The organism is Streptomyces sp. NBC_00190 (assembly GCF_036203305.1).
Taxonomy (GTDB): domain Bacteria; phylum Actinomycetota; class Actinomycetes; order Streptomycetales; family Streptomycetaceae; genus Streptomyces.
On the sequence record NZ_CP108131.1, the window covers coordinates 2,045,855 to 2,070,833 of the forward strand.

At 72.5% G+C, this 24,979-nt stretch carries 19 protein-coding genes, 1 rRNA gene and 1 pseudogene; 5 read left to right on the forward strand and 16 right to left on the reverse strand.

Annotated elements, in window-relative coordinates; translation table 11 throughout:
- Positions 1 to 12: 12 nt before the first annotated feature.
- Both OG429_RS10055 and OG429_RS10060 read right to left on the reverse strand, forming a co-directional pair.
- Positions 13 to 642, reverse strand: a complete 630-nt coding sequence (locus tag OG429_RS10055; protein WP_328930217.1) for an NUDIX hydrolase — start codon at positions 640 to 642, stop codon at positions 13 to 15.
- An 82-nt stretch (positions 643 to 724) separates the two neighbouring features.
- Positions 725 to 2,374, reverse strand: coding sequence for a CTP synthase (locus tag OG429_RS10060; protein ID WP_328924958.1), 1,650 nt, complete (start codon positions 2,372 to 2,374; stop codon positions 725 to 727).
- 474 nt (positions 2,375 to 2,848) lie between these two features.
- On the opposite strand from OG429_RS10060, the gene OG429_RS10065 reads away from it, so the two are divergent.
- Positions 2,849 to 4,654, forward strand: coding sequence for a glycoside hydrolase family 15 protein (locus OG429_RS10065; protein WP_328924959.1), 1,806 nt, complete (start codon positions 2,849 to 2,851; stop codon positions 4,652 to 4,654).
- Positions 4,655 to 4,757: 103 nt separating this feature from the next.
- Positions 4,758 to 6,140 carry an FAD-binding oxidoreductase gene (locus OG429_RS10070; RefSeq protein WP_328924960.1) on the forward strand — a complete coding sequence of 461 codons (1,383 nt, stop codon included), beginning with the start codon at positions 4,758 to 4,760 and terminating at the stop codon, positions 6,138 to 6,140.
- Positions 6,141 to 6,172: 32 nt separating this feature from the next.
- On the opposite strand, the gene OG429_RS10075 is transcribed toward OG429_RS10070, so the two are convergent.
- Positions 6,173 to 7,798, reverse strand: coding sequence for a flavin monoamine oxidase family protein (locus OG429_RS10075; protein ID WP_328924961.1), 1,626 nt, complete (start codon positions 7,796 to 7,798; stop codon positions 6,173 to 6,175).
- Between the two features lie 11 nt (positions 7,799 to 7,809).
- Entirely contained in the window at positions 7,810 to 9,348 is a 1,539-nt protein-coding gene (locus OG429_RS10080; protein WP_328924962.1) for an APC family permease, read from the reverse strand.
- A 181-nt stretch (positions 9,349 to 9,529) separates the two neighbouring features.
- On the opposite strand from OG429_RS10080, the gene OG429_RS10085 reads away from it, so the two are divergent.
- Complete coding sequence (locus tag OG429_RS10085) at positions 9,530 to 11,149, forward strand: PucR family transcriptional regulator (protein ID WP_328924963.1); 1,620 nt, start codon at positions 9,530 to 9,532, stop codon at positions 11,147 to 11,149.
- Positions 11,150 to 11,162: 13 nt separating this feature from the next.
- On the opposite strand, the gene OG429_RS10090 is transcribed toward OG429_RS10085, so the two are convergent.
- From OG429_RS10090 to OG429_RS10110, 5 genes are all read right to left on the reverse strand, one after another.
- Positions 11,163 to 12,272, reverse strand: coding sequence for a glycosyltransferase family 4 protein (locus OG429_RS10090; RefSeq protein WP_328924964.1), 1,110 nt, complete (start codon positions 12,270 to 12,272; stop codon positions 11,163 to 11,165).
- A 145-nt stretch (positions 12,273 to 12,417) separates the two neighbouring features.
- On the reverse strand, positions 12,418 to 14,193 hold the full coding sequence (gene recN / locus OG429_RS10095) for a DNA repair protein RecN (protein ID WP_405680141.1): 1,776 nt from the start codon (positions 14,191 to 14,193) through the stop codon (positions 12,418 to 12,420).
- A 63-nt stretch (positions 14,194 to 14,256) separates the two neighbouring features.
- The gene (locus OG429_RS10100; protein WP_328924965.1) at positions 14,257 to 15,150 is read right to left on the reverse strand and encodes an NAD kinase; all 894 of its coding nucleotides are present in this window, start codon (positions 15,148 to 15,150) and stop codon (positions 14,257 to 14,259) included.
- Between the two features lie 92 nt (positions 15,151 to 15,242).
- Positions 15,243 to 16,058: a TlyA family RNA methyltransferase gene (locus OG429_RS10105; RefSeq protein WP_328924966.1), complete on the reverse strand. Its 816-nt coding sequence runs from the start codon at positions 16,056 to 16,058 to the stop codon at positions 15,243 to 15,245.
- Between the two features lie 7 nt (positions 16,059 to 16,065).
- Entirely contained in the window at positions 16,066 to 16,317 is a 252-nt protein-coding gene (locus OG429_RS10110) for a hypothetical protein (protein WP_328924967.1), read from the reverse strand.
- A gap of 64 nt (positions 16,318 to 16,381) precedes the next feature.
- On the opposite strand from OG429_RS10110, the gene OG429_RS10115 reads away from it, so the two are divergent.
- Positions 16,382 to 16,729: an SCP2 sterol-binding domain-containing protein gene (locus OG429_RS10115; RefSeq protein WP_328924968.1), complete on the forward strand. Its 348-nt coding sequence runs from the start codon at positions 16,382 to 16,384 to the stop codon at positions 16,727 to 16,729.
- A 49-nt stretch (positions 16,730 to 16,778) separates the two neighbouring features.
- Here the strand turns inward: OG429_RS10115 and OG429_RS10120 are convergent, their stop codons facing one another.
- The 4 genes from OG429_RS10120 to OG429_RS10135 form a co-directional block, all read right to left on the reverse strand.
- On the reverse strand, positions 16,779 to 17,591 hold the full coding sequence (locus OG429_RS10120; RefSeq protein ID WP_405680135.1) for an ABC transporter ATP-binding protein: 813 nt from the start codon (positions 17,589 to 17,591) through the stop codon (positions 16,779 to 16,781).
- Between the two features lie 17 nt (positions 17,592 to 17,608).
- A complete protein-coding gene (locus tag OG429_RS10125) occupies positions 17,609 to 18,655 on the reverse strand; it encodes a FecCD family ABC transporter permease (protein ID WP_328924970.1) in 1,047 nt (348 codons plus the stop codon).
- A complete protein-coding gene (locus tag OG429_RS10130) occupies positions 18,652 to 19,698 on the reverse strand; it encodes a FecCD family ABC transporter permease (RefSeq protein ID WP_328924971.1) in 1,047 nt (348 codons plus the stop codon). Before OG429_RS10130 ends, OG429_RS10125 begins: the two co-directional genes overlap by 4 nt.
- A gap of 72 nt (positions 19,699 to 19,770) precedes the next feature.
- A complete protein-coding gene (locus tag OG429_RS10135; protein WP_328924972.1) occupies positions 19,771 to 20,808 on the reverse strand; it encodes an HAD-IIA family hydrolase in 1,038 nt (345 codons plus the stop codon).
- Between the two features lie 112 nt (positions 20,809 to 20,920).
- Between OG429_RS10135 and OG429_RS10140 the strand changes: the two genes are divergently transcribed.
- Entirely contained in the window at positions 20,921 to 22,192 is a 1,272-nt protein-coding gene (locus tag OG429_RS10140; protein ID WP_328924973.1) for a DUF1015 domain-containing protein, read from the forward strand.
- A gap of 67 nt (positions 22,193 to 22,259) precedes the next feature.
- Here OG429_RS10140 and OG429_RS10145 read toward each other — a convergent pair whose 3' ends face one another.
- The 3 genes and pseudogenes from OG429_RS10145 to rrf all read right to left on the reverse strand — a co-directional run bounded on the left by OG429_RS10145 (position 22,260) and on the right by rrf (position 24,963).
- Positions 22,260 to 23,102 carry a tetratricopeptide repeat protein gene (locus OG429_RS10145; protein WP_328930219.1) on the reverse strand — a complete coding sequence of 281 codons (843 nt, stop codon included), beginning with the start codon at positions 23,100 to 23,102 and terminating at the stop codon, positions 22,260 to 22,262.
- A 927-nt stretch (positions 23,103 to 24,029) separates the two neighbouring features.
- Positions 24,030 to 24,311, reverse strand: a pseudogene (locus OG429_RS41415) (DEAD/DEAH box helicase); the annotation flags it as partial.
- Positions 24,312 to 24,846: 535 nt separating this feature from the next.
- Positions 24,847 to 24,963: ribosomal RNA gene (rrf, locus tag OG429_RS10155) — 5S ribosomal RNA — on the reverse strand.
- Positions 24,964 to 24,979 lie beyond the last annotated feature (16 nt).

Sequence of the window (24,979 nt, forward strand, 5' to 3'; positions counted from 1 at the left end):
CCGCACGGTCGGCTACGCCTCGTACGGGCGGGCCGGCCACGGGGACAGGGCCGGGCGGAGGGCGTCGACGCCGCCCGGGGCGGCCAGGGCCGCGGACAGCGCCAGGACCCCCGTCACCAGGCCCGGATTGCCGATCCGGCCCGCGAGGACGGCCCGGACCAGGTCGTTGAGCGGAATGCGGGCGGTTTCCATGTCCGCTTCCTCTTCCGACATCTTGTACCGCGCCCCCTCCGCTTCCGAGAGGCCCCGCGCGAGGAAGATCCGGATCGCCTCGTCCGAGCCGCCGGGGGACGCGAAGAAGTCGGCGAGCACCCGCCAGTCCTCCGCCTTGACGTGCGCCTCCTCGTACAGCTCCCGCTGGGCCGCGTGCAGCGGGTTCTCACCGGGTACGTCGAGCAGCCCGGCCGGGAGCTCCCACAGCCTGTGCCGTACCGGGTGCCGGTACTGGCCCAGCACGAGCACGCCGCCGTCCTCGTCCAGCGCCAGCACGCACACCGATCCCGGGTGCACCTGGTAGTCCCGGCGCACCACCGCGTCGTCCGGCATGCGTACCTGCTCGGACCGGACCGCCGTCTTCGCGCCCTCGAACGGCGTCCGGGAGGCGACGACCTCCCACGACTCGGCGGTGTCTGCAATGTCCATGGTCATGCCGGGTACCTTTCCGAAAACGCGACAGCCGGGGCAAGATCCTTGCCCCGGCTGCCTACGTTATGCGGTCAGAACCTCACTTGGCCGACTGCTGGCGCTCCACCGCCGCCTTGACCAGGCCCGCGAAGAGCGGGTGCGGGCGGGTCGGGCGCGAGCGCAGCTCCGGGTGGGCCTGGGTGGCCACCAGGTAGGGGTGCACCTCGCGCGGGTACTCGACGTACTCGACGAGCTTGTTGTCCGGGGAGGTGCCGGAGAAGACGATGCCCGCCTTCTTCTCCAGCTCGCCGCGGTAGGCGTTGTTGACCTCGTAGCGGTGCCGGTGGCGCTCGTCGACGTAGGCGTCGCCGTAGACCTCGCGCACGATGGACCCCTCGGCCAGCTTGGCCGTGTACATGCCCAGGCGCATGGTGCCGCCCAGGTCGCCCGCGCCCTCGACGAAGGCCAGCTGCTCCTCCATGGTCGAGATGACCGGGTGGGGGGTGGAGGCGTCGAACTCGGTGGAGTTCGCGTCATCGATGCCCGCCAGGTTGCGCGCGGCCTCGATGACCACGCACTGCAGACCCAGGCACAGGCCGAGCAGCGGGATCTTGTTCTCGCGGGCGTAGGTGATCGCGCCGACCTTGCCGTTGACGCCGCGGTCGCCGAAGCCGCCGGGCACGCAGATCGCGTCCACGTCGCCGAGCTGCGCCGCGGCGCCGGCCGGGGTCTTGCAGTCGTCGGAGGTGACCCACTTGATCTGGACGCGGGCACGGTTGGCGAAACCGCCGGCGCGCAGCGCCTCGGTCACCGACAGGTACGCGTCGGGCAGGTCGATGTACTTGCCGACGAGCGCGACCTTGACCTCGTGGTCGGGGTTGTGGACCCGGTCCAGCAGGTCCTCCCAGACGGTCCAGTTGACGTCGCGGAAGGGCAGGTCGAGCTTGCGCACCACGTACGCGTCCAGGCCCTCGGTGTGCAGGACCTTCGGGATGTCGTAGATCGACTTGGCGTCGATGGCCGCGACCACGGCCGCCTCGTCCACGTCGCACATCAGCGAGATCTTGCGCTTGATGGAGGTGGGGACGTCGCGGTCGGCGCGCAGCACGATCGCGTCGGGCTGGATACCGATGTTGCGCAGGGCCGCGACCGAGTGCTGGGTCGGCTTGGTCTTCAGCTCGCCGGAGGGGCCGATGTAGGGCAGCAGCGAGATGTGCACGACGAAGACGTTGTCGCGGCCGACCTCGTGACGGACCTGGCGGACGGTCTCCAGGAACGGCAGCGACTCGATGTCGCCGACCGTGCCGCCGACCTCGGTGATGACGACGTCGACGTCCTCGGTCGCCATGCGCCGGATGCGGTGCTTGATCTCGTTGGTGATGTGCGGGATGACCTGCACGGTGTCACCGAGGTACTCGCCGCGCCGCTCCTTGGCGATGACCTGCGAGTAGACCTGGCCGGTGGTGACGTTGGCCGAGCCGTCGAGGTCGACGTCGAGGAAGCGCTCGTAGTGGCCGATGTCCAGGTCGGTCTCGGCGCCGTCGTTGGTGACGAACACCTCGCCGTGCTGGAACGGGTTCATCGTGCCCGGGTCGACGTTCAGGTACGGGTCGAGCTTCTGCATCGTGACCCGCAGGCCGCGCGCCTTCAGCAGCGCACCCAGGCTGGAGGCCGTCAGGCCCTTGCCGAGGGACGAAGCGACACCTCCGGTGACGAAGATGTGCTTGGTCGTCATGGATTTGGGCGGCATCGCCAAGAGGGGGCTCCCGTGGTCGCGAGGTGAGGTGCGTCCGGCGCCGGCCACCGTCGATCCGGAAGGGTCTCAGGGGGCGCCGAAGCTGCGGTTTCGGGGCTCCTGATTCGCACAGGCAGACCACCGGTCCACGGGGTACCAGCCTATCAGCGCCCGGACCCGTCTGCCTCCGGCCACGCTGCGCGCGGGTTCCGTACCAGGGCACCGAGGGGCCGTCCGGGCGACATCGCCGCTGCTCACCCGATTGGGGGAGCAGCATTCTTCCGGCGCTTAAGGGGATCACTAGGGTGCCGTCATATCCTGCTCGGATATTGCACACATCGGCGCCGGGCAGTCCGTCACACGGCCTACCCGAGCCGACATACGGAATCATGGGCTCGGCGCGGGGATCCCTGCACACAGGAGACCGCGCAACCAGCGCAATGCAAGCGCCCTTCGGGGTGGACGTGACCGTTCGACTGGAGATGCAACGTGTCCGGGCGCATCGAGGATTACGCACTGATCGGGGACATGCAGACCGCCGCGTTGGTCTGCCGGGACGGGGCGGTGGACTGGTTGTGTCTGCCTCGTTTCGACTCCCATGCCGTGTTCGCGAGCATTCTCGGCACCGAGGATCACGGGTTCTGGCGGATCGGCCCGGCGTTCGCGGCCGGTTCCGAGGCCCCGCGCGCCAGCCGCCGCCGCTACCGCGGCGACTCACTGGTGCTCGAATCGGAGTGGGACACCCCGCGCGGGACGGTCCGCGTGATCGACTTCATGCCGCCCCGCGAGGACCACGCGCCGCAGCTCATCCGCATCGTCGAGGGCGTCAGCGGGCGCGTGAAGATGCGCTCCGCGCTGCGCATGCGGTTCAGCTACGGGCGGGTCGTGCCCTGGGTGCACAAGGTCGACGGGCGCACCGTCGCCGTCGCCGGCCCCGACTCCGTGTGGCTGGACACCGACGCGCAGACGTACGGCAAGGACCTGACCACGTACTCCGACTTCACCGTCGGACCGGGCGACCGGATGGCCTTCAGCATCAGCTGGGAGCGCTCGCACCGCGGCGCGCCGGAAGCCCCCGACGCCGAGGCGGCCCTCGACTCGACCACCGAGTTCTGGCGCGAGTGGGTCGAGCAGTGCACGTACCACGGGCCCTACCGGGAGGCCGTGGTCCGCTCCCTGATCACCCTCAAGGCCCTCACGTACGGCCCCACCGGCGGGATCGTCGCCGCGCCGACCACCTCCCTGCCGGAGGAGATCGGCGGCGTCCGCAACTGGGACTACCGCTACACGTGGCTGCGCGACGCCGCCATCACCCTGTCGTCGCTGCTGCGCACCGGCTACCGCGAGGAGGCCCGCGCCTGGCGCGAGTGGCTGCTGCGCGCGGTGGCCGGCGACCCCGAGAACCTGCAGATCATGTACGGGATCGCGGGCGAACGGGAGCTCGGCGAGACCGAGCTGGACTGGCTGCCGGGTTACGAGAACTCCCGCCCGGTCCGCGTCGGCAACGGCGCCGCCGGACAGCTCCAGCTCGACGTGTACGGCGAGGTCACCGAGGCCCTGCACCTGGGCCACATGACCGGCCTGGCCCGCAGCGACTACGCCTCGCTGCTCCAGCTCAAGCTGATCCGCTACCTGGAGACCCACTGGGACCAGCCCGACGAGGGCATCTGGGAGGTGCGCGGCCCGCGCCGCCACTTCGTGCACTCGAAGGTGATGGCCTGGGTGGCCGTGGACCGCACCATCAAGCTGATCGAGAGCGGGGACGCGGACGGCCCGCTGGACCGCTGGCGCGAGCTGCGCGACGAGATCCACCAGGACGTGTGCGAGAAGGGCTACGACAAGGAGCGCAACACCTTCACCCAGTCGTACGGGTCGCAGGAGCTGGACGCCTCCCTGCTGCTGATTCCGCAGATGGGCTTCCTGCCGCCGGACGACAAGCGGGTCATCGGCACCATCGAGGCGATCCAGCGCGAGCTGTCCACGCCCGACGGCTTCATCCTGCGCTACCCGACGGCGGGCGAGGAGGCTGGCGTGGACGGCCTGGAGGGCGACGAGGGCGCCTTCCTCGCCTGCTCGTTCTGGATGGCGGACGACCTGGCGATGATCGGGCGGGTGGACGAGGCGCGGCGGCTCTTCGAGCGGCTGCTGTCGCTCCGCAACGACCTCGGGCTGCTGGCCGAGGAGTGGGACCCGCGGCTCCAGCGCCAGGTCGGGAACTTCCCGCAGGCCTTCAGCCACGTCCCGCTGATCGACACCGCGCTGCGGCTCACCGCTAGCGGGGCGTACGGGGGCTAGGACCGCACCGGGGCACGGGCACGGATCTCCTCCGCCGCGCCCCGGTGATCGTCTCCGCCTACGCTGGAAGGGTTTCCCATGCCCTTCTCGGAAGGGGGAGACCATGACGCCCCTCTCGAAGGCGGGCACGGCGCTCGCCGCGCTCCGCGAGGACCTGGCCGGTGACGTCTTCGCCCCGGACGATCCGGGGTACGACGAGGCCCGGACGCTCTTCAACGCGATGATCGACCGCAGGCCGGCCGTCATCGCCCAGTGCGAGAGCACGGCCGACGTGGTCACCGCCGTACGCTTCGCGAGGGACCTGGACCTGAAGATCGCGGTGCGCGGCGGCGGGCACAGCGTCGCGGGGATGTCCCTTAACGACGGCGGCCTGGTCGTGGACCTGCGGCGGATGCACGAGGTGACGGTCCACCCCGCGGCCATGGCGGCCCACATCGGGGGCGGGGCCACGATGAGCCACCTGGACCGGGCCTGCGAGCCGTACGCGCTCGCGACCACCGGCGGCCGGGCCTCGACGACGGGCGTCGGCGGCTTCGTCCTGGGCGGCGGTACCGGATGGCTGGACCGGAAGTTCGGCCTGGCGGTGGACAATCTGCTGGGCGTGGAACTGGTCACGGCGGAGGGCGAGCTGCTCCAGGTGACCGCGGAGGACCACCCCGACCTGTTCTGGGGACTGCACGGCGGCGGCGGGAACTTCGGCATCGCCACCTCGCTGACCCTGCGGCTGCACGAACTGCCCGCCATGTCGATCGCGTTCCTGCTGTACCTGCCGGAACGCGGGCCCGAGGTGGTGCGTACCTACCGGGACGTCATCGAGGCGGGACCGCCCGAGGCGGGCGGCGGCGCCATCTACCTGACCGGTCCGCCGGAGGAGTTCGTCCCGCCGCACCTGGTCGGCCGGCTGCTGGCCTCGGCGCTGCTGACGTACGCGGGGCCCGAGGACGAGATGCGCCGGCTCGCCGCGCCACTGCTGGCGATCCCGCACGAGGCCGAGATCGTCACGGCCATCCCGTACGCCGACCTGCAGTGCATGATCGACGACCCGCCGGGCATGCGGAACTACTGGTCGGCGGAGTACCTCACGGGTGTCCCGGACGATTTCGTGACCGCCTTCTGCGCCCGCGCCGACACCATGCCGGTGCCGACCGGCACCCAGCACCTGATCTTCCCGCAGGGCGGCGCCATCGCCTCCGGCCCGGCCGACTACCCGGTGCCGTACCGCGACGCGCCGTGGGCGGTGCACCCGTTCGGGATCTGGGAGGACCCCGAGGACGACGAGCGGGTGCGGCAGTGGGTCAAGGACGTCCGCGCCGATGTCCGGCCGTGGAGCACCGGCGCGGTCTACCTCAACTTCACCGGGGACGAGGGCCACGACCGGGTGGTCGCGGGCCTCGGCACCGAGAACATGCGGCGGCTGGGCGAGCTGAAGCGGCGGTACGACCCGGACAACGTCTTCCGCTTCAACCACAACATCCGGCCGACGTGACCTGACCGGGTCGGACCGGGGTCAGCCCGGGGTCAGACCAGGGCCGCGATCACCTCGCGCGCCGCGCGCTCCCCCTCGGTGGCGCCGCCCTCCATGAAGCCCTGGAAGTCGTAGCTGCAGTGCTCGCCGCCGATGTGGATGTTGCCCTGCGCGGTGCCCTCGTACTTGGCGTAGCGGTGCAGATAGCCGGTGGGCCAGTACGAGTAGGCCCCCAGGGAGTACGGGTTGCGGTGCCACGCGGAGAGCTGGGCCCGCCCGTTCCAGACCGCCTTGGTGCCCGGGAAGAAGGAGTCGACGCCGGTCAGCACGCGGCTCGCGAGGTCGCGTACGTACGGATCGCTCTCGGTGGCGAAGGGGGTCGCGGGGGTGAGCGCCCCGGCCAGGGTGCCGCCGCCGTACTGGAGCAGGATCCCGCCGGTGCCGGGCTGCACCTTGGTGGTGTCCCAGGTCTGCTGGACGGCGGAGTCCGTGAAGCAGTCGCCCGCGGAGACGCCCGGCCAGGGTCCCGTGCCGCGCCAGGGGCGGGCGGTGAACTGCATGTTGAGCTTGGTGCAGTAGCCCATCCTGGCGTCCCTGAGCAGGTTGCGCATGAGCGGGTCGAAGCCGGCCGCGGAGGTGTCGATGCGCTGGAGGACCGGCAGCGGCAGGCACAGGACCGTGTGGTCGGCGACGACGGTCCGCGTCGCACCGGAGTCGTTGAAGGTGAGGGTCTGGGTGCCGTCGGCGCCGGCGCGTACGGCGACCAGCTCGCGGCCCATCACCAGGGTGCCGGCGGGCAGCGCGGCGGCGATGGCGTTCGGCAGCCGGTCGTTGCCGCCGGTGATGTGGTAGCGCTCGTTGGACAGGCCCCAGACGTTGAAGTTGCCGGGGTTGGGCTGATAGCCCATCAGGAGGACCAGGGCGAGGGCGGACTGCTGAGCGGTGTCGGCGCCGTACTCGACGGTGTAGGCCACGTCGATGAAGCGGCCGAGCTGCGAGGCGTGGCCGCCGGGTATCCGGGTCTCGATCCACTCGTACAGGGTCGTGTTGTCGAGGGCGGTGCCGGTGGGGGTGGTGGTGTTCCAGGAGACCTCCCCGGCGTCCTGGAGGTCGCGGCGCAGCGCCTGGTAGACGGCCTTGAAGTCCTCGTCGGCCTGGGTGCGGGAGTAGTACTCCCCGTTGAACCGGAGTACCTCCTCGGCCCCGTTCGGGCCTCCGCCGAGGAAGTCCTCGGTGGGCAGGCCGAAACGGCGGCAGAGTTCCAGGATCTTCTTGTGGCTGGTGTCGATCAGCTCGCCGCCGATCTCGGAGGTCTGCCCGTACGCCCAGTGGTCGCGCTGGGACCACATGCGGCCGCCGACGCGGCCGGGGTCGGCCTCGTACAGGGTGCAGGGGACCCCGGCGTCCTTCAGGGTGAGGGCGGCGGTCAGTCCGGAGATGCCCGCGCCGACCACGGCGACGCGGGCCGGGCCCACGGGCTTCTTGGCGGGTACGGACTCGGCGGCGTACGCGGCCGGGGAGGAGGCGAGGGCGGTACCGAGGCCGAGGGCGGCGGCGCGGCCGAGGAGTTCGCGGCGGGTGGAGCCGCGGACCTCGGCGGCGGGCAGGCGGAGGCGCCGGGCGGCGGCGTGCTCGGCGGCGAGCTGCCGCAGGGCGTGCATCACGGGCGTACGGGCCATGGCGGTGCTCCTCAGACGTTCGCGGCGGCGGTGGACGGGGACGGGGCGCCCTGGCGCTCGGCGGCGTCCTCCAGGACGATCCGGCCGATGATCTCGTAGCGGGCGGGGGCCTTGGCCTTGAGCCAGAGGCCGAGGCCGAGGCCGCCGAGGAAGACGGCGCCGACGATCCACGGGATGAGCTTGAAGAACAGCGAGCCGGCCGCGGCGCCCGCGGCGGTCTCCATGTTGAGCACCAGCAGCACGACGACGGCGGTCATGCCGACACCGCCGAGCAGCGGCGCGGTCATGGTCTTGAACCAGTGCCGGTCCTCCGGGTGGTTCTTGCGGAAGTACCCGATGACGGCGAAGGAGCAGAGCGTCTGGACGATCAGGATCGCCATGGTGCCGAGGATCGCGAGCAGTGTGTACAGGTGCAGGTACGGGTCCTGCCCGGTGAGCCAGAATCCGGCGACGAGGGCGGTGGCGATGGCCGTCTGCACGACGGAGGCGATGTAGGGCGAGCCGTGCCCGGGGTGGGTGCGGCCGAGCTTCGGGGAGAGGAAGCCCTCGCGGCCGATGGCGTAGAGGTAGCGGGCGGCGCACTGGTGGAAGGCCATGCCGCAGGCGAACGAGCCGGTGAGCAGCAGCCATTGGAAGGCGTCGACCGCCCAGGCGCCGATGAAGGTCTGGGTGGGGGCGAAGAACAGGTCGAGCGGGCTGGTGGAGGCGGACAGCTCCACGGACTTGGCCAGGCCGTTGCCCGCGATGGTCATCCAGGACACGTAGATGTAGAAGAGGCCGACGCCGACCACGGAGATGAGGGTGGCCTTGGGGATGACCCGCTTGGGGTCGCGGGACTCCTCCCCGTACATGGCGGTGGACTCGAAGCCGACCCAGGACCAGAAGGCGAAGAAGAGCCCGAGTCCGGCGGAGGTGCCGGTGAAGGCGTTCTTCGGGTTGACGGGCTCGACCGGGATCCCGTCCGGACCGCCGCCGGCGACCAGGACCGCGGTGGCGACGGCGAACAGCACGGCGATCTCGGCGACCAGCATGACGCCGAGGGCCTTGGCGGTGAGGTTGATGTCGAAGTGGGCGAGGGCGGCGGTGACGGCGAGCATCCCGGCCGCGTACAGCACCCACGGCAGGTCGACGCCGAGCTGGTCTTCGACGGTGGTCTTGGCGAAGTACGAGAAGACGCCGACGATCGAGGCTTCGAAGACGATGTAGGCGAGGACGGCGAGCATCCCGGACGCCATGCCGGCGATGCGGCCGAGGCCGTGCGAGATGTACCCGTAGAAGGCGCCGGCTGCCGTGATCCGCTTGGCCATCGCCACGTAGCCGACCGCGAAGACGGTGAGCACGACCGTCGCGAAGAGGTATCCGGCCGGGGCTCCGACGCCGTTTCCGAACCCGACGGCGATGGGCAGGTTGCCGGTCATGGCGGTGATCGGTGCGGCGGTGGCGACGGCCATGAACACGACGCCGACCAGCCCGACCGAATTGGCTTTCAGACGCTGGACCTGCGGGGGTGCGGGGGGCTGCGGCGAACCGCCGGTGATGTCTGCGCTCATGGCGTCCTCTTCCGTGTGGAGGGCGCCCACTCTCGCCCCGCGTGACGCACGCCACAATCGGCACGTGGTCCGATAATCTCCTTGCCGGGGCGACGAGTTGTCGGGCCGGATGGGGGCATATGGCCGTCCGTAACCGGGAGGTGATGTGCTCGGAACAGGCCTGCCGGTAGCGTCCCGCGATATGGACGACCAGGGCGGGATCACGGTTCAGCGGGCACTGGAGCTGCCGGGGCTGCGCAGCGGACTGCCGGAGGTGGTGGCCTGCGCCGACCGCCTGGGCCGGACCGTCCGCTGGGTGCACGCGGGCGAGGTACCGAACATCGCCTCGCTACTCAAGGGCGGCGAGTTGCTGCTGACCACGGGGCTGGGCCTCGGCACCCGCCCCGCCGAGCAGCGTGCCTTCGTACGCCGCCTCGCGGACCGGGGCATCGCCGCGCTGGTGGTCGAGCTGGGCCCGCGCTTCACCCGGCTGCCGGCGACGATCGTGGAGACCGCGCGCACGGCGGGCCTGCCGCTGGTCCAGCTCCACCGGGAGGTCCCCTTCGTCACCGTCACGGAGGAGGTCCACACCGAGATCGTCAACCACCACTACGCGCTGCTCCAGCGGGCGGAGGAGGTCCACCGCAGGTGTACGGAGGCCCTGTTGGGCGGCGGCGGCATCCCGCAGGTGCTCCGGATCCTGGCCGACTTCACGGGCAATCCGGTCTTCCTGGAGACCCCCGACGGGCAGTTGCTGTACGCGGCCGGAAGCTCGGGCGGCGACGCGGGCGCCGACCCGCTCCAGGTGTGGGAGGGCCTGCGGGGCCAGCGCGAGGCCGAGCCGTCGGCGAACACCGTGGTGGTCGACGTACCGGGCGGGGGCCACGGCACGGGCTCGGTCCGGGCCCGGGTGGTCCTGGTCGGGGTCTCGGGCCCGCTGCTCCCGGTGCACCGGATGGCGGCCGAACGCACGGCGGGCGTGCTGGCCGTCGTCCTGATGCAGGCGCGGCAGGAGGAGGAGCTGGCGGCGCGTGGCCGCGGCGACTTCCTCACGGACCTCGCCGAGGGCCGCATCCCGGCGGAGGACGCCCCGGCGCAGGCCCGGGTACTGGGCTTCAAGCCGGGCGCGGGCCCGCTGCTGCCGGTCGTCATGCGGCTGTCCTCGGAACTGAGCCCGTCGGGCAACTGGGCGGTCCTGGCCCGCGCGGTGCTGGAGGAGCTGTCGTCCGTCGGGGTGCCGGTCCTGCTGGGCGTCCGCCCGGTGGAGGGCCGCGTCCCCCTCCTGGTGTCCCTGCGCGCCGAATCGGAGCGTACGGCGGTGGCGGACCGGGTCTCGGCCGCGCTGCGGGCAGGTGTGGAGCGGGCCGGGCTGGACCGCGCCTCCGCCCCGCCGGCCGTGGTCGTCGGGGTCGCGGGCGGCTGGGCGGCGGCCTCCGCGGGTCTGCGGCACGCGGCGGAAACCGCCACGGCGGCCCACGGCCTGCCGGCCCGCCCCTGGTACGACGCCCGCCGCCTGGACATCGACCTGCTGTTGTGGCGGCTGCGCGAACACCCCGACCTGGCCGCGTTCGTGGACCGCGCGATCGGCCCGCTGCGCACCCACGACACCACGTCCCGCCCGCCTCTCCTGCCCACCCTGGAGACGTACCTGGCCCACGCGGGCCGCAAGGCGGAGACGGCCCGTGAACTCCACCTGAACCGCCAGACCCTGTACAACCGCCTGGCGCGCATCTCGGAACTCCTGGGCACGGACCTGGACGACCCGGAAACGGTCCTCTCCCTGAGCCTGGCCCTCCGCGCCCGCCGCCACGTTCCTTCCTGACGCGCCGGCGGGGCTATCGGCGGCGCTCCATCAGCTCGTCGTAGACGGACAGCACCTGCGCCACCGTGTCGTCCTCCGACGGCCACGTCGCGGCCTGGGCCCGGCCGGCGGCGGCCAGCTCCGCCCGCCGCTCCGGGTCCGCCAGCAGCCCGCGCACGGCCTCCGCCAGCGCCCCGGCGTCCCCGTCGGGAACCAGCACCGCGCCCTCCCCCACCAGCTCCGGCACGACCCCCACCGCCGTGGCGACCAGCGGGACCCCCACCCGCAGCGCCTCCTGCGCCAGCAGGGCCCGCTCCTCCCACCGGCTCGGCAGCACCGCCACGTCCGCCGCCGCCAGCAGCTGCGCCGCGTCCCGGCGCCGCCCCAGCAGCCGTACCGGGAGCCGCTCGGCCTCGATCCGCCGGGACAGCTCGGCCCGCAGCGGCCCCTCTCCCGCGATCACCAGCAACGGCAGGGGCTCCAGCGTCCGCCACTCCCGCGCCGCGTCGAGCAGTACGGAGTACCCGCGGTGCGGCACCAGGCTCCCGACCGCGATCAGCAACGGCCGTTCCACCGCCCCGATTTCGGCCTGTACCTTGCCGGGGTCGTCTCCCGGCCCGGCCGCCGGTACGGCCACCGGCGCCAGCCGCGCGTCCCGGGCGCCGCGCAGCCGCGCGAGGTCCACCTGGCCCGAGGAGGCCCCGAGCACCACCGCCGCGGCCCGCGCCACGCGCCGTTCCAGGATCCGGCTCAGCCGCCCGAGCGCACCGGCGGCGGCCGGGCCGTCGCCGTGCCAGCTCACCACCAGCGGTACCCGGCGCCCCCGCAGGGCCAGGGCGGCCCGCATGCCCGCCCGTACCCCGTGCGCGTGCACGACGTCGGCTCCGGCGCAGGCGGCCCGCAGCGCGCTCGCCGCGTCGGGCGCGAACTGCGCGCCCGCGCCCGTGAAGTCGTACTCCCCCTCCGCCTCGACGGACGCGCACACCGTGACCCGTACGCCGCGGGCGGCGAGCCCGGTCGTGAGCGACCGCACGTGCGCGCTGCTGCCCGCCCCCGCACCGCCGCCGAGCACTTGGACGGTACGCAGGGGCGGCCGCCCGTACGGCTGTGCCGGGACGGACGCGGAGACCGGGGAGCTGCTCACGGGCCGAAGCTCCAGGGTGAGGGGAAGTCAGAGACGTCGCCCAGGATGCCAGTCCGCACGCGCGTTCCGGGCCCATACGGGTACGGATCCCGTGAGAGATACCGCAGGACGCCCCCAAGCCTCACCCACACGGGTTATCGGGGCGTCACGTCGACGCGTCCGCGTGCGCCGCCGCGAGGAGTTCCTCTGCGTGCGCCCGCGCCGAGGCCGAGTCCTCGTGACCCGCCAGCATGCGCGACAGTTCGCGGATGCGGTCCTCGCCCTCCAGGACGGTGACCCCGCTGCGCGTCACGGAGCCGTCGTTGGTCTTCTCGACGAGCAGCTGCCGGTCCGCGAAGGCGGCCACCTGCGGCAGGTGCGTGACGACGACGACCTGCGCCGACTTGGCGAGTTTGGCGAGCCGCCGGCCCACTTCCACGGCCGCCTTGCCGCCGACGCCCGCGTCGACCTCGTCGAAGAGGTACGTGGGCACCGGGTCGGAGCCCGCGAAGACGACCTCCACGGCCAGCATCACCCGGGACAGCTCACCGCCCGAGGCGCCCTTGGCGATCGGCCGCGGCTGGGCTCCGGGGTGCGGGGCGAGCAGCAGTTCGACCTCGTCCGCGCCCGAGGGGCCGTAGGCGACCGCGCGGCCGTCCACATCCACCCCGTCGGGGTCCTCGGTCTGCCGGATGTCGATGGTCACCCGTGCGTGCGGCATCGCCAGCGAGGCCAGCTCCTGCGTCACGGCCGAGGCGAACCGGGTCGCCGCCTCCACCCGCGCGTCCGTCAGGGCCTGGGCCAGCGCCGAGAGCTCGGAGCGCAGTCCGTCCCGCTCGGCGGTCAGCTCGGTGATCCGCTCGTCGTCACCGTCCAGTTCCAGCAGCCGCGCCGCGCTCCGCTCGGCCCACTGCAGCACCGCGTCCACGGTGCTTTCGGTGCCGTACTTGCGCGTCAGCTGGGTCAGGGCCGCCCGGCGTTCCTCCACCGCCGCCAGCCGCAGCGGGTCGGCGTCGAGGTCGTCGGCGTAACCTGCGAGCTCCCCGGCCACGTCACTCAGCAGGATGCCCAGCTCGCCGATCCGCTCGGCGAGCGCGCCGAGCACCGGGTCGTGCGAGCGTACGGACTCCAGGGCCCGGTGGGCGCCCGCGACGAGGGTGTTGGCGTCGATGCCCTCCGGGTCCTCGGGATGGCCGGCGAGCGCGGCGTGTGCCACCTGGGCCGCCGAGGCCAGCGACTCGGCGTGTCCGAGCCGCTCCGCCTCCGCCGCCAGCTCGGTGTCCTCGCCGGCCACCGGTTCCACGGCCGCGATCTCGTCCAGCCCGAAGCGCAGCAGGTCGGCCTCCTGGGCCCGTTCCCGGGCCCGGGTGGTGATCTCGTCCAGCTCGACGGCGACCGCGCGGAGCCTGCGGTAGGCCGAGCCGTACTTCTCCAGCGGGACGGCCACGGCGTCGCCGGCGTACCGGTCGAGGGCCTGGCGCTGCCGGGCGGGCCGCAGCAGTCCCTGCTGGTCGGTCTGCCCGTGTACGGCGACCAGGTCGTCCGCGAGCTCGCCGAGCAGGCCGACGGGCACGGAGCGGCCGCCGACGTGGGCACGCGAGCGGCCCTCGGCGGACACGGTCCGGCTGATCAGCAGGGCGCCGTCGTCGAGCTCGGCTCCCGCCTCCTCGGCGCGTACGGCCGCGGGGGCGTCGGGGCGCATGACGATGCGGCCCTCGACGACCGCGGCCTTGGCCCCGATCCGTACCAGGGCCGGGTCGGCGCGCCCGCCGAGCAGCAGCCCGAGGCTGGTGACGACCATCGTCTTACCCGCGCCGGTCTCGCCGGTCACCGCGGTGAAACCGGGCGACAGCTCGACCACCGCGTCGTCGATGACCCCGAGCGACCGTATCCGCATCTCCTCAAGCACGGGACGACGATACCGAGGTTTCAGCGGTGCCATGTGACGTCACCCGTCCAGAGTTTCTCGAACGGATGTGCTATTTAGGCACAGGGAGGACATCTCTCAGTGCGGCGCCCCGCGCCATCCGGACACCGGCAGCGCGAACTTCGCGACGAGCCGGTCCGTGAAGGACGCGTGGTGCAGCCGGGCGAGCCGCACGGGCACCGCCCCGCGCCGGACCTCCACCCGGGCCCCGGCGGGCAGCTCCAGCATCCGCCGGCCGTCGCACCACAGCACCCCGTGCGGGGTCCCGGTCTGCACCTCCACCGCCAGCACCGAGTCCGGCGAGGTCACCAGCGGCTTCGCGAACAGCGCGTGCGCGCTGATCGGCACCATCAGCAGCGCCTCCACCTCCGGCCAGACCACCGGCCCGCCCGCGGAGAAGGCGTACGCCGTCGAGCCCGTCGGGGTCGCGCAGACGATCCCGTCACAGCCGAAGCCGGACACCGGGCGCCCGTCGATCTCCAGGACCACCTCCAGCATCCGCTCCGGGGACACCTTCTGGACCGCGGCCTCGTTCAGCGCCCAGTCCTGGTGGACCACGTCGCCGTTCGTGCGCACGATCACATCGAGGGTCATCCGCTCCTCGACCTCGTACTCGCGCGTCACCACCCGGTCCACGACCTTGTCCAGGTCGTCGCGCTCGGCCTCGGCGAGGAACCCCACCCGCCCGAGGTTGACGCCCAGCATCGGCACACCCGAGGCACGCGCGAACTCCGCTCCGCGCAGCAGGGTCCCGTCCCCGCCCAGCACGATCAGCAGCTCACAGCCGTCGAGCACCCCCGGGGTGGACTCGGTGACGAGCTCCACCTCGGGCGGCAGCGGCAGGTCGGCGGCCTCGTGCGCGAAGACCCGTACGCCCAGCCCGCACCGCAGCAGGCCCTTCACGACCAGCTCGGCACTGCGGATGGCCGCCGGCCGCCCGGTGTGCGCGAGGAGGAACACGGTCCGCCCCACCGCCGGACCCGTCGAACCCGCCGGCCCCCCCGAGCGCGCCGAACCTTCCGAACCCTGTGAACGCTCTGAACCCGATGTAGCTGATGAATCTGTCACTGCGGCCCCTCCGCCACTGCACGGTCAACATCCGCCGGGTCGAGTGCCGGTGCCCCCGCCCGCAGCCACAGAAAGTACTCGACGTTTCCCGACGGCCCCGGCAGCGGACTCGCGGTCACACCGAGAACGCCTAGACCCAGCTTCGCCGCCTGCGCCGCGACCTCGCGCACCGCCTCCGCCCGCAGCTCCGGGCTGCGCACCACGCCGCCGCTCCCCAGCCGGTCCTTGCCGACCTCGAACTGCGGCTTGACCATCAGCACCAGGTCCGCGTCCGGCGCCGTGCACCGCACCAGTGCCGGCAGCACCAGGCCGATCGAGATGAAGGACAGGTCGCCGACGACGAGGTCGGCCGCGATGCCGTCGATCTGCTCGACCGTCAGCTCGCGGACGTTCGTACGGTCCTTCACGGTGACCCGGTCATCGCTCTGCAGCGACCAGGCGAGCTGCCCGTAGCCGACGTCGACGGCCACGACGTGGGCGACGCCCGCGCGCAGCAGCACGTCGGTGAACCCGCCGGTCGAGGCTCCCGCGTCCAGCGCCCGACGGCCCTCGACGACCAGCCCCTGCGGCCGGAACGCGGCGAGCGCCCCGGCCAGCTTGTGGCCGCCCCGCGAGACGTAGTCGGGATCACTGTCGTCCTTGAGGACCACCAGCGCCGCACTGGTCTCCACCTGGGTGGCGGCCTTGGTCGCGGTGGTGCCGCCCACGGTCACCCGGCCCGCGGCGATCAGCTGCGCGGCGTGCTCGCGCGAGCGGGCCATGCTGCGGCGTACCAGTTCGGCGTCCAGGCGGCGGCGTGCCACTCCTGCCACGTTCGGTTCAGCTCCTGTTTTCGTACGGACCGGGGACGGGCGGTGCGTCCAGCGCCGTCAGCGCCTCGCGCAGCCCCCTGTGGACATCCTCGTACACCGCGAGGTGTCCGTCCGCCGTGAGGTCGTCGGCGTCCGCCAGCCGCATCAGGTGCGCGTCCACGCCGTCGTGACCGGTGGGCGTGCGTACGACGCCCAGCGCCGCGGGCCCGGCCGGCCCGGCGGCGGCTTCGCCCAGGACTTCGGCAGCTTCGTCGCTCATGCCCCGACGCTACCCCGAAGCGCCCTTCGACCACGCATGGCTCTGCGGTACGGTCGTGATCACGATGGCTACGATCGAAGAGTGCCGCGAAGCACTCGACCAACTCTCCGGCAACCTGGCGCGGGCCGAAGGCGGCGTGCGCGGCGCGGCCGCGCTCGACCGCTCCCTGAGCTGCCACATCACCGACCTGGACCGGACGTTCACCGGCCGCCTGGAAGACGGCAGGATCCGGGTGGACGCCCTCGTCGCCGGCCCGCCCGCCGAGAAGGCCGAGATCCGGCTCGCGATGACCGGCGACGACCTGGTCGCCCTGGTGGCGGGCGACCTGAAGTTCGCGAAGGCCTGGGCCTCGGGCCGCGTCAGACTGGAGGCCGGCTTCCGCGACCTCCTCCGCCTGAAGAGCCTGCTCTAGGCGACCCCGAAGGCCCTTCGGTCAGCCCCGGGAAGCGGACCCGCGCCCGCTACACGGCGGCGGCCCGAGCCCCGGTACGGGACCTGCGCGCCGCCGGAATCACCAGCGGCGTCCCCGTCTCCGGGTCGGAGATCACCTGACACCGCAGCCCGAACACCTCCTCCACCAGCTCCGCGGTGACCACCGCCTCCGGCGGCCCTTCCGCGACGACCTTCCCGGCCCGCATCGCGATCAGATGTGTCGCGTACCGGGCCGCGTGGTTCAGGTCGTGCAGCACCGCGACCAGCGTCCGCCCCTGCTCCTCGTGGAGCTCTGCGCACAGGTCCAGCACGTCGATCTGGTGCTGGATGTCCAGATAGGTCGTCGGCTCGTCGAGCAGCAGCAGCGGGGTCTGCTGCGCCAGCGCCATCGCGATCCACACGCGCTGCCGCTGCCCGCCCGACAGCTCGTCCACCGCCCGGTCGGCGAGTTCCGCGACCCCGGTCGAGGCCATCGACTCCCCGACGATCCGCTCGTCCTCCGCGGACCACTGCCGCAGCAGCCCCTGGTGCGGGTACCGGCCGCGCGAGACCAGGTCGGCCACCGTGATGCCGTCCGGCGCGATCGAGGACTGCGGGAGCAGACCCAGGGTCTTGGCGACCTTCTTCGCCGGCATCGACCCGATGGCGTGCCCGTCCAGCAGCACCCGCCCGGTGGACGGCTTCAGCATCCGCGACAGGGCACGCAGCAGCGTGGACTTGCCGCAGGCGTTGGGGCCGACGATCACGGTGAAGGAGTTGTCGGGGATCTCCACCGACAGGTTCTCGGCGATGACCCGCTGGTCGTAGCCGAGGGTCACGTTCTGCGCGGTGAGCCGCTGCACTTGGTCACTCCTGAGGTTCATATACGTCCTGCCTTGCGCTCGGTGACGAGCAGCCAGAGCAGATAGACACCGCCGACGAGCCCGGTCACCACACCCACCGGCAGCTGGTCGGCACCGAAGGCCCGCTGCGAGGCCCAGTCGGACACCAGCAGCAGCACCGAGCCCATGAGGGCGGCCGTCAGCAGGCTCCCCCCGGGCGAGCGCGTCAGCCGCCGGGCCAGCTGCGGAGCGGCCAGCGCGACGAAGCTGATCGGCCCCGCCGCGGCGCTCGCCGCGGTGGTGAGCACGATGGCCGCGAGCATCAGCAGCAGCCGCGTGCGCTCCACCCGCACCCCGAGGGCGTACGCGGCGTCGTCACCCATCTCCATCATCCGCAGGGCCCGGCCCTGCCCGAGGACCAACGGGAAGACCACCGCGCACAGCGCGAGCAGCGGCCACACCTGCGCCCAGTCCCGGCCCGCCAGCGAACCGGTCAGCCAGACCATCGCGCGGGTGGCCTCGACCATCTGGGCCTTCGTGATCAGGCACTGGATCACCGCGATGAGCATGGCGGAGGCGCCGATGCCGACCAGCACCAGCCGGTAGCCCTGGATCCCCCGCTTGTACGCCAGCAGGTAGACAGCGAGGCCGGCCAGCACGCCGCCGACCAGTGCGCCGACGGCCACCTCGGTGGCGTCGCCCTTGAACAGGATGATGACGACGAGCGCGCCCACCGCCGAGCCGTAGCCGAAGCCGAGCAGGTCCGGGGAGCCCAGCGGATTGCGGGAGACGGACTGGAAGACGGCCCCGGACATCCCGAGGGCCGCACCGACCAGCAGGGCGACCAGCACCCGCGGCAGCCGCAGGTCGTTGACGATGAAGTCATTGGCGGGGGTGCCGTTGCCCAGCAGGGTCTGTACGACGTCCCACGGCGCGATCGGGAAGTCCCCGGTGCCGATGAGCAGGACGGCCAGCGCGAGCGCCACGACGGCGAGCAGCGCCCCGACGGCCAGGGCGCGCCGCTCGACCCGCAGCGAGATCCCGCCGGGAAGGTTCAGCCGACGGGCTTTGGCGGTCACGGTCACAGCTGGGCCATCCTCTTGCGCCGAACGAGGTAGATGAAGACGGGGCCGCCGATGAGCGCGGTGACGATGCCGACCTGGAGCTCGGCGGGCCGGGTCACGACCCGCCCGACGACGTCGGCGCCGAGCAGCAGTACCGGCGACAGGACGGCGGAGTACGCGAGCACCCAGCGCACGTCCGGCCCGGTGAACGCCCGTACGAGGTGCGGGATCATCAGCCCGATGAAGACGATGGGCCCGCAGGCGGCGGTCGCCGCACCGCACAGCAGGGTGATGGCGACCATCGCGGCGATCCGGGTCCGCGTCAGGTTGGCGCCGAGCGCCCGCGCGGTGTCGTCGCCCATGGCCATCGCGTTCAGCGGACGGCCCAGCAGCAGCGCGAGCACCGCGCCGGCCAGCAGGAAGGGGGCGACCTGCCGGACGGTGTCCATGTTCGCCGACGCCAGCGAACCCACCGTCCAGAAGCGCAGCTTGTCCAGCGCCTTGCTGTCCATCAGCTGTACGGCGTTGATGTAGCCGACCAGGGCCGCGCTGGCCGCGGTGCCCGCGAGCGCGAGGCGTACCGGCGTGGCGCTGCGGCTGCCGCCGAGGACGTAGACGACGACCGAGACGACGGCGGCGCCGAGGAAGGCCCACCACACGAACTCGCTCAGGGAGCTCGCGCCGAAGAAGCTGATCGCGGAGACGACGGCGGCCGCGGCCCCGGCGTTGACGCCGAGGATGCCGGGCTCGGCCAGCGGGTTGCGGGTCAGCGCCTGCATGACCGCACCGGACAGGCCGAGGCCGAGCCCGACCAGCAGCCCGAGGAGCGTGCGCGGCACCCGCAGGTCCCGTACCACCACGTCGGAGGGCGTCCCCGAGTACTCGAACAGGCCGTGCCAGACCTCGTCGAGGGGCATCTGCTTGGCGCCCACGGCGATGCTCAGCACGGCGATCAGCGCCAGCACCGCCAGGGCGCCCAGCAAGCCGGCGGCGCGCACGCCGTGGCGCGGACGGACGGCGGCGACCGGCGCCGCGCTCTGTTCGGGGGGACTCTCGACCAACACGGAGGTTAGGTTAGCCTACCCTCCACCCGTGTGGATCATCCGAACGTGCCCGGCCGCCGCCCGGCCGCACCCTTACAAGCCGAGCCTGGCCAGCGCCTTCTCCGCGTCGAGCGTGCAGACCCCGTCCCCGGCCGCCGTCCAGGCCGCCGCGCACAGCGCCCGCAGCCCGTCGATCGGGTCACCGCCCTCCCCGCGCAGCTCCAGCACGCCGGCGTTCAGCGCGACCGCGGTCCATCCGCCGCAGCTGAATCCGCCGTCGGCCGGCTCCACCTCGGGCTGGCCGGTCAACAGCCCCCGCAGGTCCCGGTCCACGTACGTCGGCCGGTGCCTGGGCTCGGCCCGCACCAGCTGCTTCGCGTCCGTCACCCCGGTCAGCACGAGCAGCGAGTCGACCTCTCCGTTGAAGGCGCCCTCGATGTCGGTGTCCAGCCGGTCCCCCACCACCAGCGGGCGCTCCGCCCCGGTCCGCAGCACCGTCTCCCGGTGCATCGGGGGCAACGGCTTGCCCGCCACCTGCGGTTCCGCGCCCGTCGCGATCCGTACGACCTCCACCGCGGCCCCGTTGCCCGGCGCGATCCCGCGCGCCCCCGGGATCGTCAGGTCGGTGTTGGAGGCGTACCACGGCACCCCGCGGTTGATCGCGTACGAGGCCTCCGCGAACCGCCCCCACGCCAGGTCCGGACCCCCGTAGCCCTGCACGACGGCCGCGAGCCCCTCCTCGTCGGCCGAGTCCACCGGCACCAGCCCGCGCTCGCGCAACGCGACCCGCAGCCCTTCCCCGCCGATCACCAGCACCTTCGAAGCAGGCTCCACCTGCTCCGCGATCAGCCGGGCCACCGCCTGCGCCGAGGTGATCACCTCGGCCGCCTCGGTCGGAATGCCCAGCTCGCCCAGGTGCTCCGCGACGGCGTCCGGGGTCCGCAGCGCGTTGTTCGTGACGTACGCGAGGTGCATCCCGTCGGCGCGGGCCGCGGCGAGCGAGTCCACGGCGTGCGCGATGGCGTGCCCGCCCGCGTACACGACACCGTCGAGATCCAGCAGGGCGGTGTCGTACGCCTGGTGCAGACTCTGCTCACTGGCCGCGGGACTGGTCCTGGTCTGCCGGGTCATCGTGGTCGCTCCTCCTGGGCCCCTCCCAGCGGTAGCTGGGGGAGATCGATCATGTCCGATTCCGTACTCCCCCGATCATCCTGCATGGCGAGACGGGTCTTACCATGCACCAATGACCACATCTGGCACCGCGGACCACGGACTGCGCCTGATCCCGTTCCATGGCCTGCGCTATGTCCCGGAGCGTGTCGGCAGCCTCGCCGCCGTCACCTCGCCGCCGTACGACGTGGTCGTCCGCCCGGACGGAGTCGACCACCTCGAATCCGCCGACCCGCACAACATCGTCCGCCTGATCCTTCCGCAGGCCGGCACCGCCGCCGCGCGCAACGAGCAGGCGGCGCGCACCCTGCACGACTGGCTGGCCGAGGGCATCCTCAGCGCCGACCCGGAGCCCTCGCTCTACGTGTACGAGCAGCACCGGCCGGGCCTGCTCCAGCGCGGCATCATCGGCGCGCTGGCCCTGTCCACCGCCGACGCCGGCATCGTCCTGCCCCACGAGGACGTCATGCCGGACGTGGTCACCGACCGGGCCGGTCTGATGCGGGCCACCTCCGCCAATCTCGAACCCCTCCTCCTCACCTACCGCGGCGACGACCCCGGCGCGGGCGCGGCGGCCGTCGTCGAGCGGACGGCCCAGCGCGCGCCCCTCCTGTCGACGACCACCGAGGACGGCTTCCAGCACCGCCTCTGGGCCATCACGGACCCGGCCGAACTCGCGACTGTGACGGCTGATCTCAGCCATCGCCAGGCCCTCATCGCCGACGGCCACCACCGCTGGGCGACGTACCTGCGCCTCCAGGAGGAGCACGGCTCCCCCACGGAGTGGGACTTCGGCCTGGTCCTCCTCGTGGACACCGCCCGCTACCCGCTCCAGGTCCGCGCCATCCACCGGATGCTGCGCCGCCTCCCGGTGGCGGACGCGCTCGCCGCCCTGGAGGGCCGGTTCCGGGTCCGCGAGGTCGAGGGGCCGCTCCCGCTGGCTCTGGAGGTCCTCGCGGACGCCGCGGAACGGGGCAACGCCTTCCTCCTCACCGGCGACGGCACCTTCCACCTGGTCACCGACCCGGATCTGGCGCTCCTGGAGAGCACGGTCCGCCGCGACCGCCCCGAGGCCTGGCGCCGGCTGGACGCCACGGTCCTGCACGCCACCCTGCTCGACGCCCTGTGGCACGTCCCGGACGCCCCCGACCAGATCACGTACATCCACGACGCCGCCGCCACCGTGGAGATGGCCGAGCGCCACGGGGGCACCGCGGTCCTGCTGCATCCTGTACGGGAGGAAGTCGTACGGGACCTGGCCCGCCAGGGCGTCACGATGCCCCGCAAGTCCACGTCCTTCGGCCCGAAGCCGGCCACCGGCCTGGTGCTGCGCGGCCTGGGCTGACACGCCCCGGACATGAGGAAGGGCGGTACCCCGACCGGGGTACCGCCCTTCCTCACTTCACCACGCCTCAGGCGTTGTCGCGGCCCGCGGCGGGCTCGTCGTCGACGTCCTCGTCCTCGTCCTCGACGATGACGATCTCGTCGGCGACGTCGAGGTCGCCCTCGGACTGCTCCAGCGGCTCGTACTCCTCGTCGTCCTCGTCGTAGTACTCGGCGACGTCGGAGGCACGCTCGGCCGCGGCGACCTCGGCCGCGTCCTCGTCGTCCTCGTCGTCGGCGATGTCGGCGATGTCGACGGAGGCGTCGACGAACTCGACACCGTCGAGCTCGGCGAGGCGGTCGGAGGCGTCGGTGGCCCCGTCCTTGTCCGCTTCGAGGGTCTTGCCGAACCACTCGCGCGCCTCGTCCTCACGACCGGCCGCCAGCAGGGCGTCGGCGTAGGCGTACCGCAGGCGCGCGGTCCAGGGCTGGACGGAGCTGGAGGCCAGCTCCGGGCTCTGCAGGGTCACGATGGCGGCTTCGAGCTGCCCCTGGTCCCGCCGGGCACCGGCCGCGACCAGCCGCATCTCGACCTGGCCGGCCTTGTCCAGCTTCTGCACCTCGGGCTCGCCGGCCATCGCCAGCGCCCGCTCCGGACGGCCGAGGCCGCGCTCGCAGTCGGCCATGACGGGCCACAGCTCGACGGAGCCGGTCATGCGCTTGGCGGCACGGAACTCCGCGAGCGCCTCGCTGTACTTCTGCGTGGCGTACGCGGCGAAGCCGGCGGCCTCACGGACGGCGGCGACGCGGGAGGCCAGCCGCAGGGCGATGCGCGAGTACGCGTACGCCTGCTCGGGGTCCTCGTCGATCAGCCGCGCGACCATGACCAGGTTCTTCGAGACTTCCTCGGCCAGGCCCTTGGGCAGGCTCAGCAGCTCCTGGCGCACATCGGCGTCGATCTCGAGGCCGGTGACGTCCTCGTCGATCGGAAGCCGCTTGACCGGGTCCCGGTCGCGGTCCGCGCGGAAGTCGCGGTCGCCGCCGCGGTCATCGCGGCCACGGTAGCCACCACGGTCGCCACCGCGATCGTCACGGCCACCACGGAACCCGCCACGGTCGCCACCCCGGTCGTCGCGACGGGGGTAGGACGGACGGTCGCCACCACGGTCATCGCGACGGAAACCGCCGCCACCACCCGTGGGACGGTCGCCACGGTCGTCGCGACGCGGGTAGGACGGACGGTCGCCACCACGGTCGTCACGACGGAAACCGCCGCCACCACCCGTGGGACGGTCGCCACGGTCGTCGCGACGCGGGTAGGACGGACGGTCGCCACCACGGTCGTCACGACGGAACCCGCCGCCACCACCCGTGGGACGGTCGCCACGGTCGTCACGACGCGGGTACGAGGGACGGTCCCCGCCACGGTCATCGCGGCCGCCGCGGAATCCGCCACGGTCGTCATCACGACGCGGGTACGACGGACGCTCACCACGGTCATCGCGACGCGGGTAGGACGGACGGTCCCCGCCACGGTCATCGCGGCCGCCGCGGAATCCGCCGCGGTCGTCATCACGACGCGGGTACGACGGACGCTCACCACGGTCGTCACGACGCGGGTAGGACGGGCGGTCCCCACCACGGTCGTCACGACGGAAACCGCCACCGCCACCGCCGCCGAAGGGACGGTCGCCACCGCGGTCGTCACGACGCGGGTACGAGGGACGCTCGCCGCCACGGTCGTCGCGACGGAACGCGGGACGGTCGCCACCACGGTCGTCACGACGGAAACCGCCGCCACCACCCGTGGGACGGTCGCCGCGGTCGTCACGACGCGGGGGGTACGAGGGACGCTCGCCGCCACGGTCGTCGCGACGGAACGCGGGACGGTCGCCACCACGGTCGTCACGGCCGCCACGGTCGTCGTCACGACGCGGGTAGGACGGACGGTCGCCACCACGGTCATCGCGACGGAAACCGCCGCCACCACCCGTGGGACGGTCGCCACGGTCGTCACGACGCGGGTACGACGGACGGTCGCCACCACGGTCGTCACGACGGAAACCGCCGCCACCACCCGTGGGACGGTCGCCACGGTCGTCACGACGCGGGTACGACGGGCGGTCCCCACCACGGTCGTCACGACGGAAACCGCCGCCACCACCCGTGGGACGGTCGCCACGGTCGTCACGACGCGGGTACGACGGACGGTCCCCACCACGGTCGTCACGACGGAAACCGCCGCCACCACCCGTGGGACGGTCGCCACGGTCGTCACGACGCGGGTACGACGGACGGTCCCCACCACGGTCGTCACGACGGAAACCGCCGCCACCACCGGAGGGACGGTCGCCACGGTCATCGCGACGGAAGCTGCCACCGCCACCGCCGGCCGGTCGACCACCACGGTCGTCGCGACGGAACGCGGGACGGTCGCCGCCACGGTCGTCACGGCCCCCGCGGTAGCCGCCCCTGTCACCACCGTCGTTGCGCCGAGGCTCGCGCTCCGGACGATCGTCGGGAGAGTTGGACATGGGTGTGACTCCTGTCTTCGGGGTACCGCTAGTCATTCTCGCGCAACCAACCCATGGCCGCGCTTCGGCGTAAAGATGTACAAAAACAAAAAGGACCCTTGGTCCAGCGTTGAACGCTGGACCAAGGGTCCTTTGAAAGATTGTTCGGCGGTGTCCTACTCTCCCACAGGGTCCCCCCTGCAGTACCATCGGCGCTGAAAGGCTTAGCTTCCGGGTTCGGAATGTAACCGGGCGTTTCCCTAACGCTATGACCACCGAAACCCTATCGGTTTCGA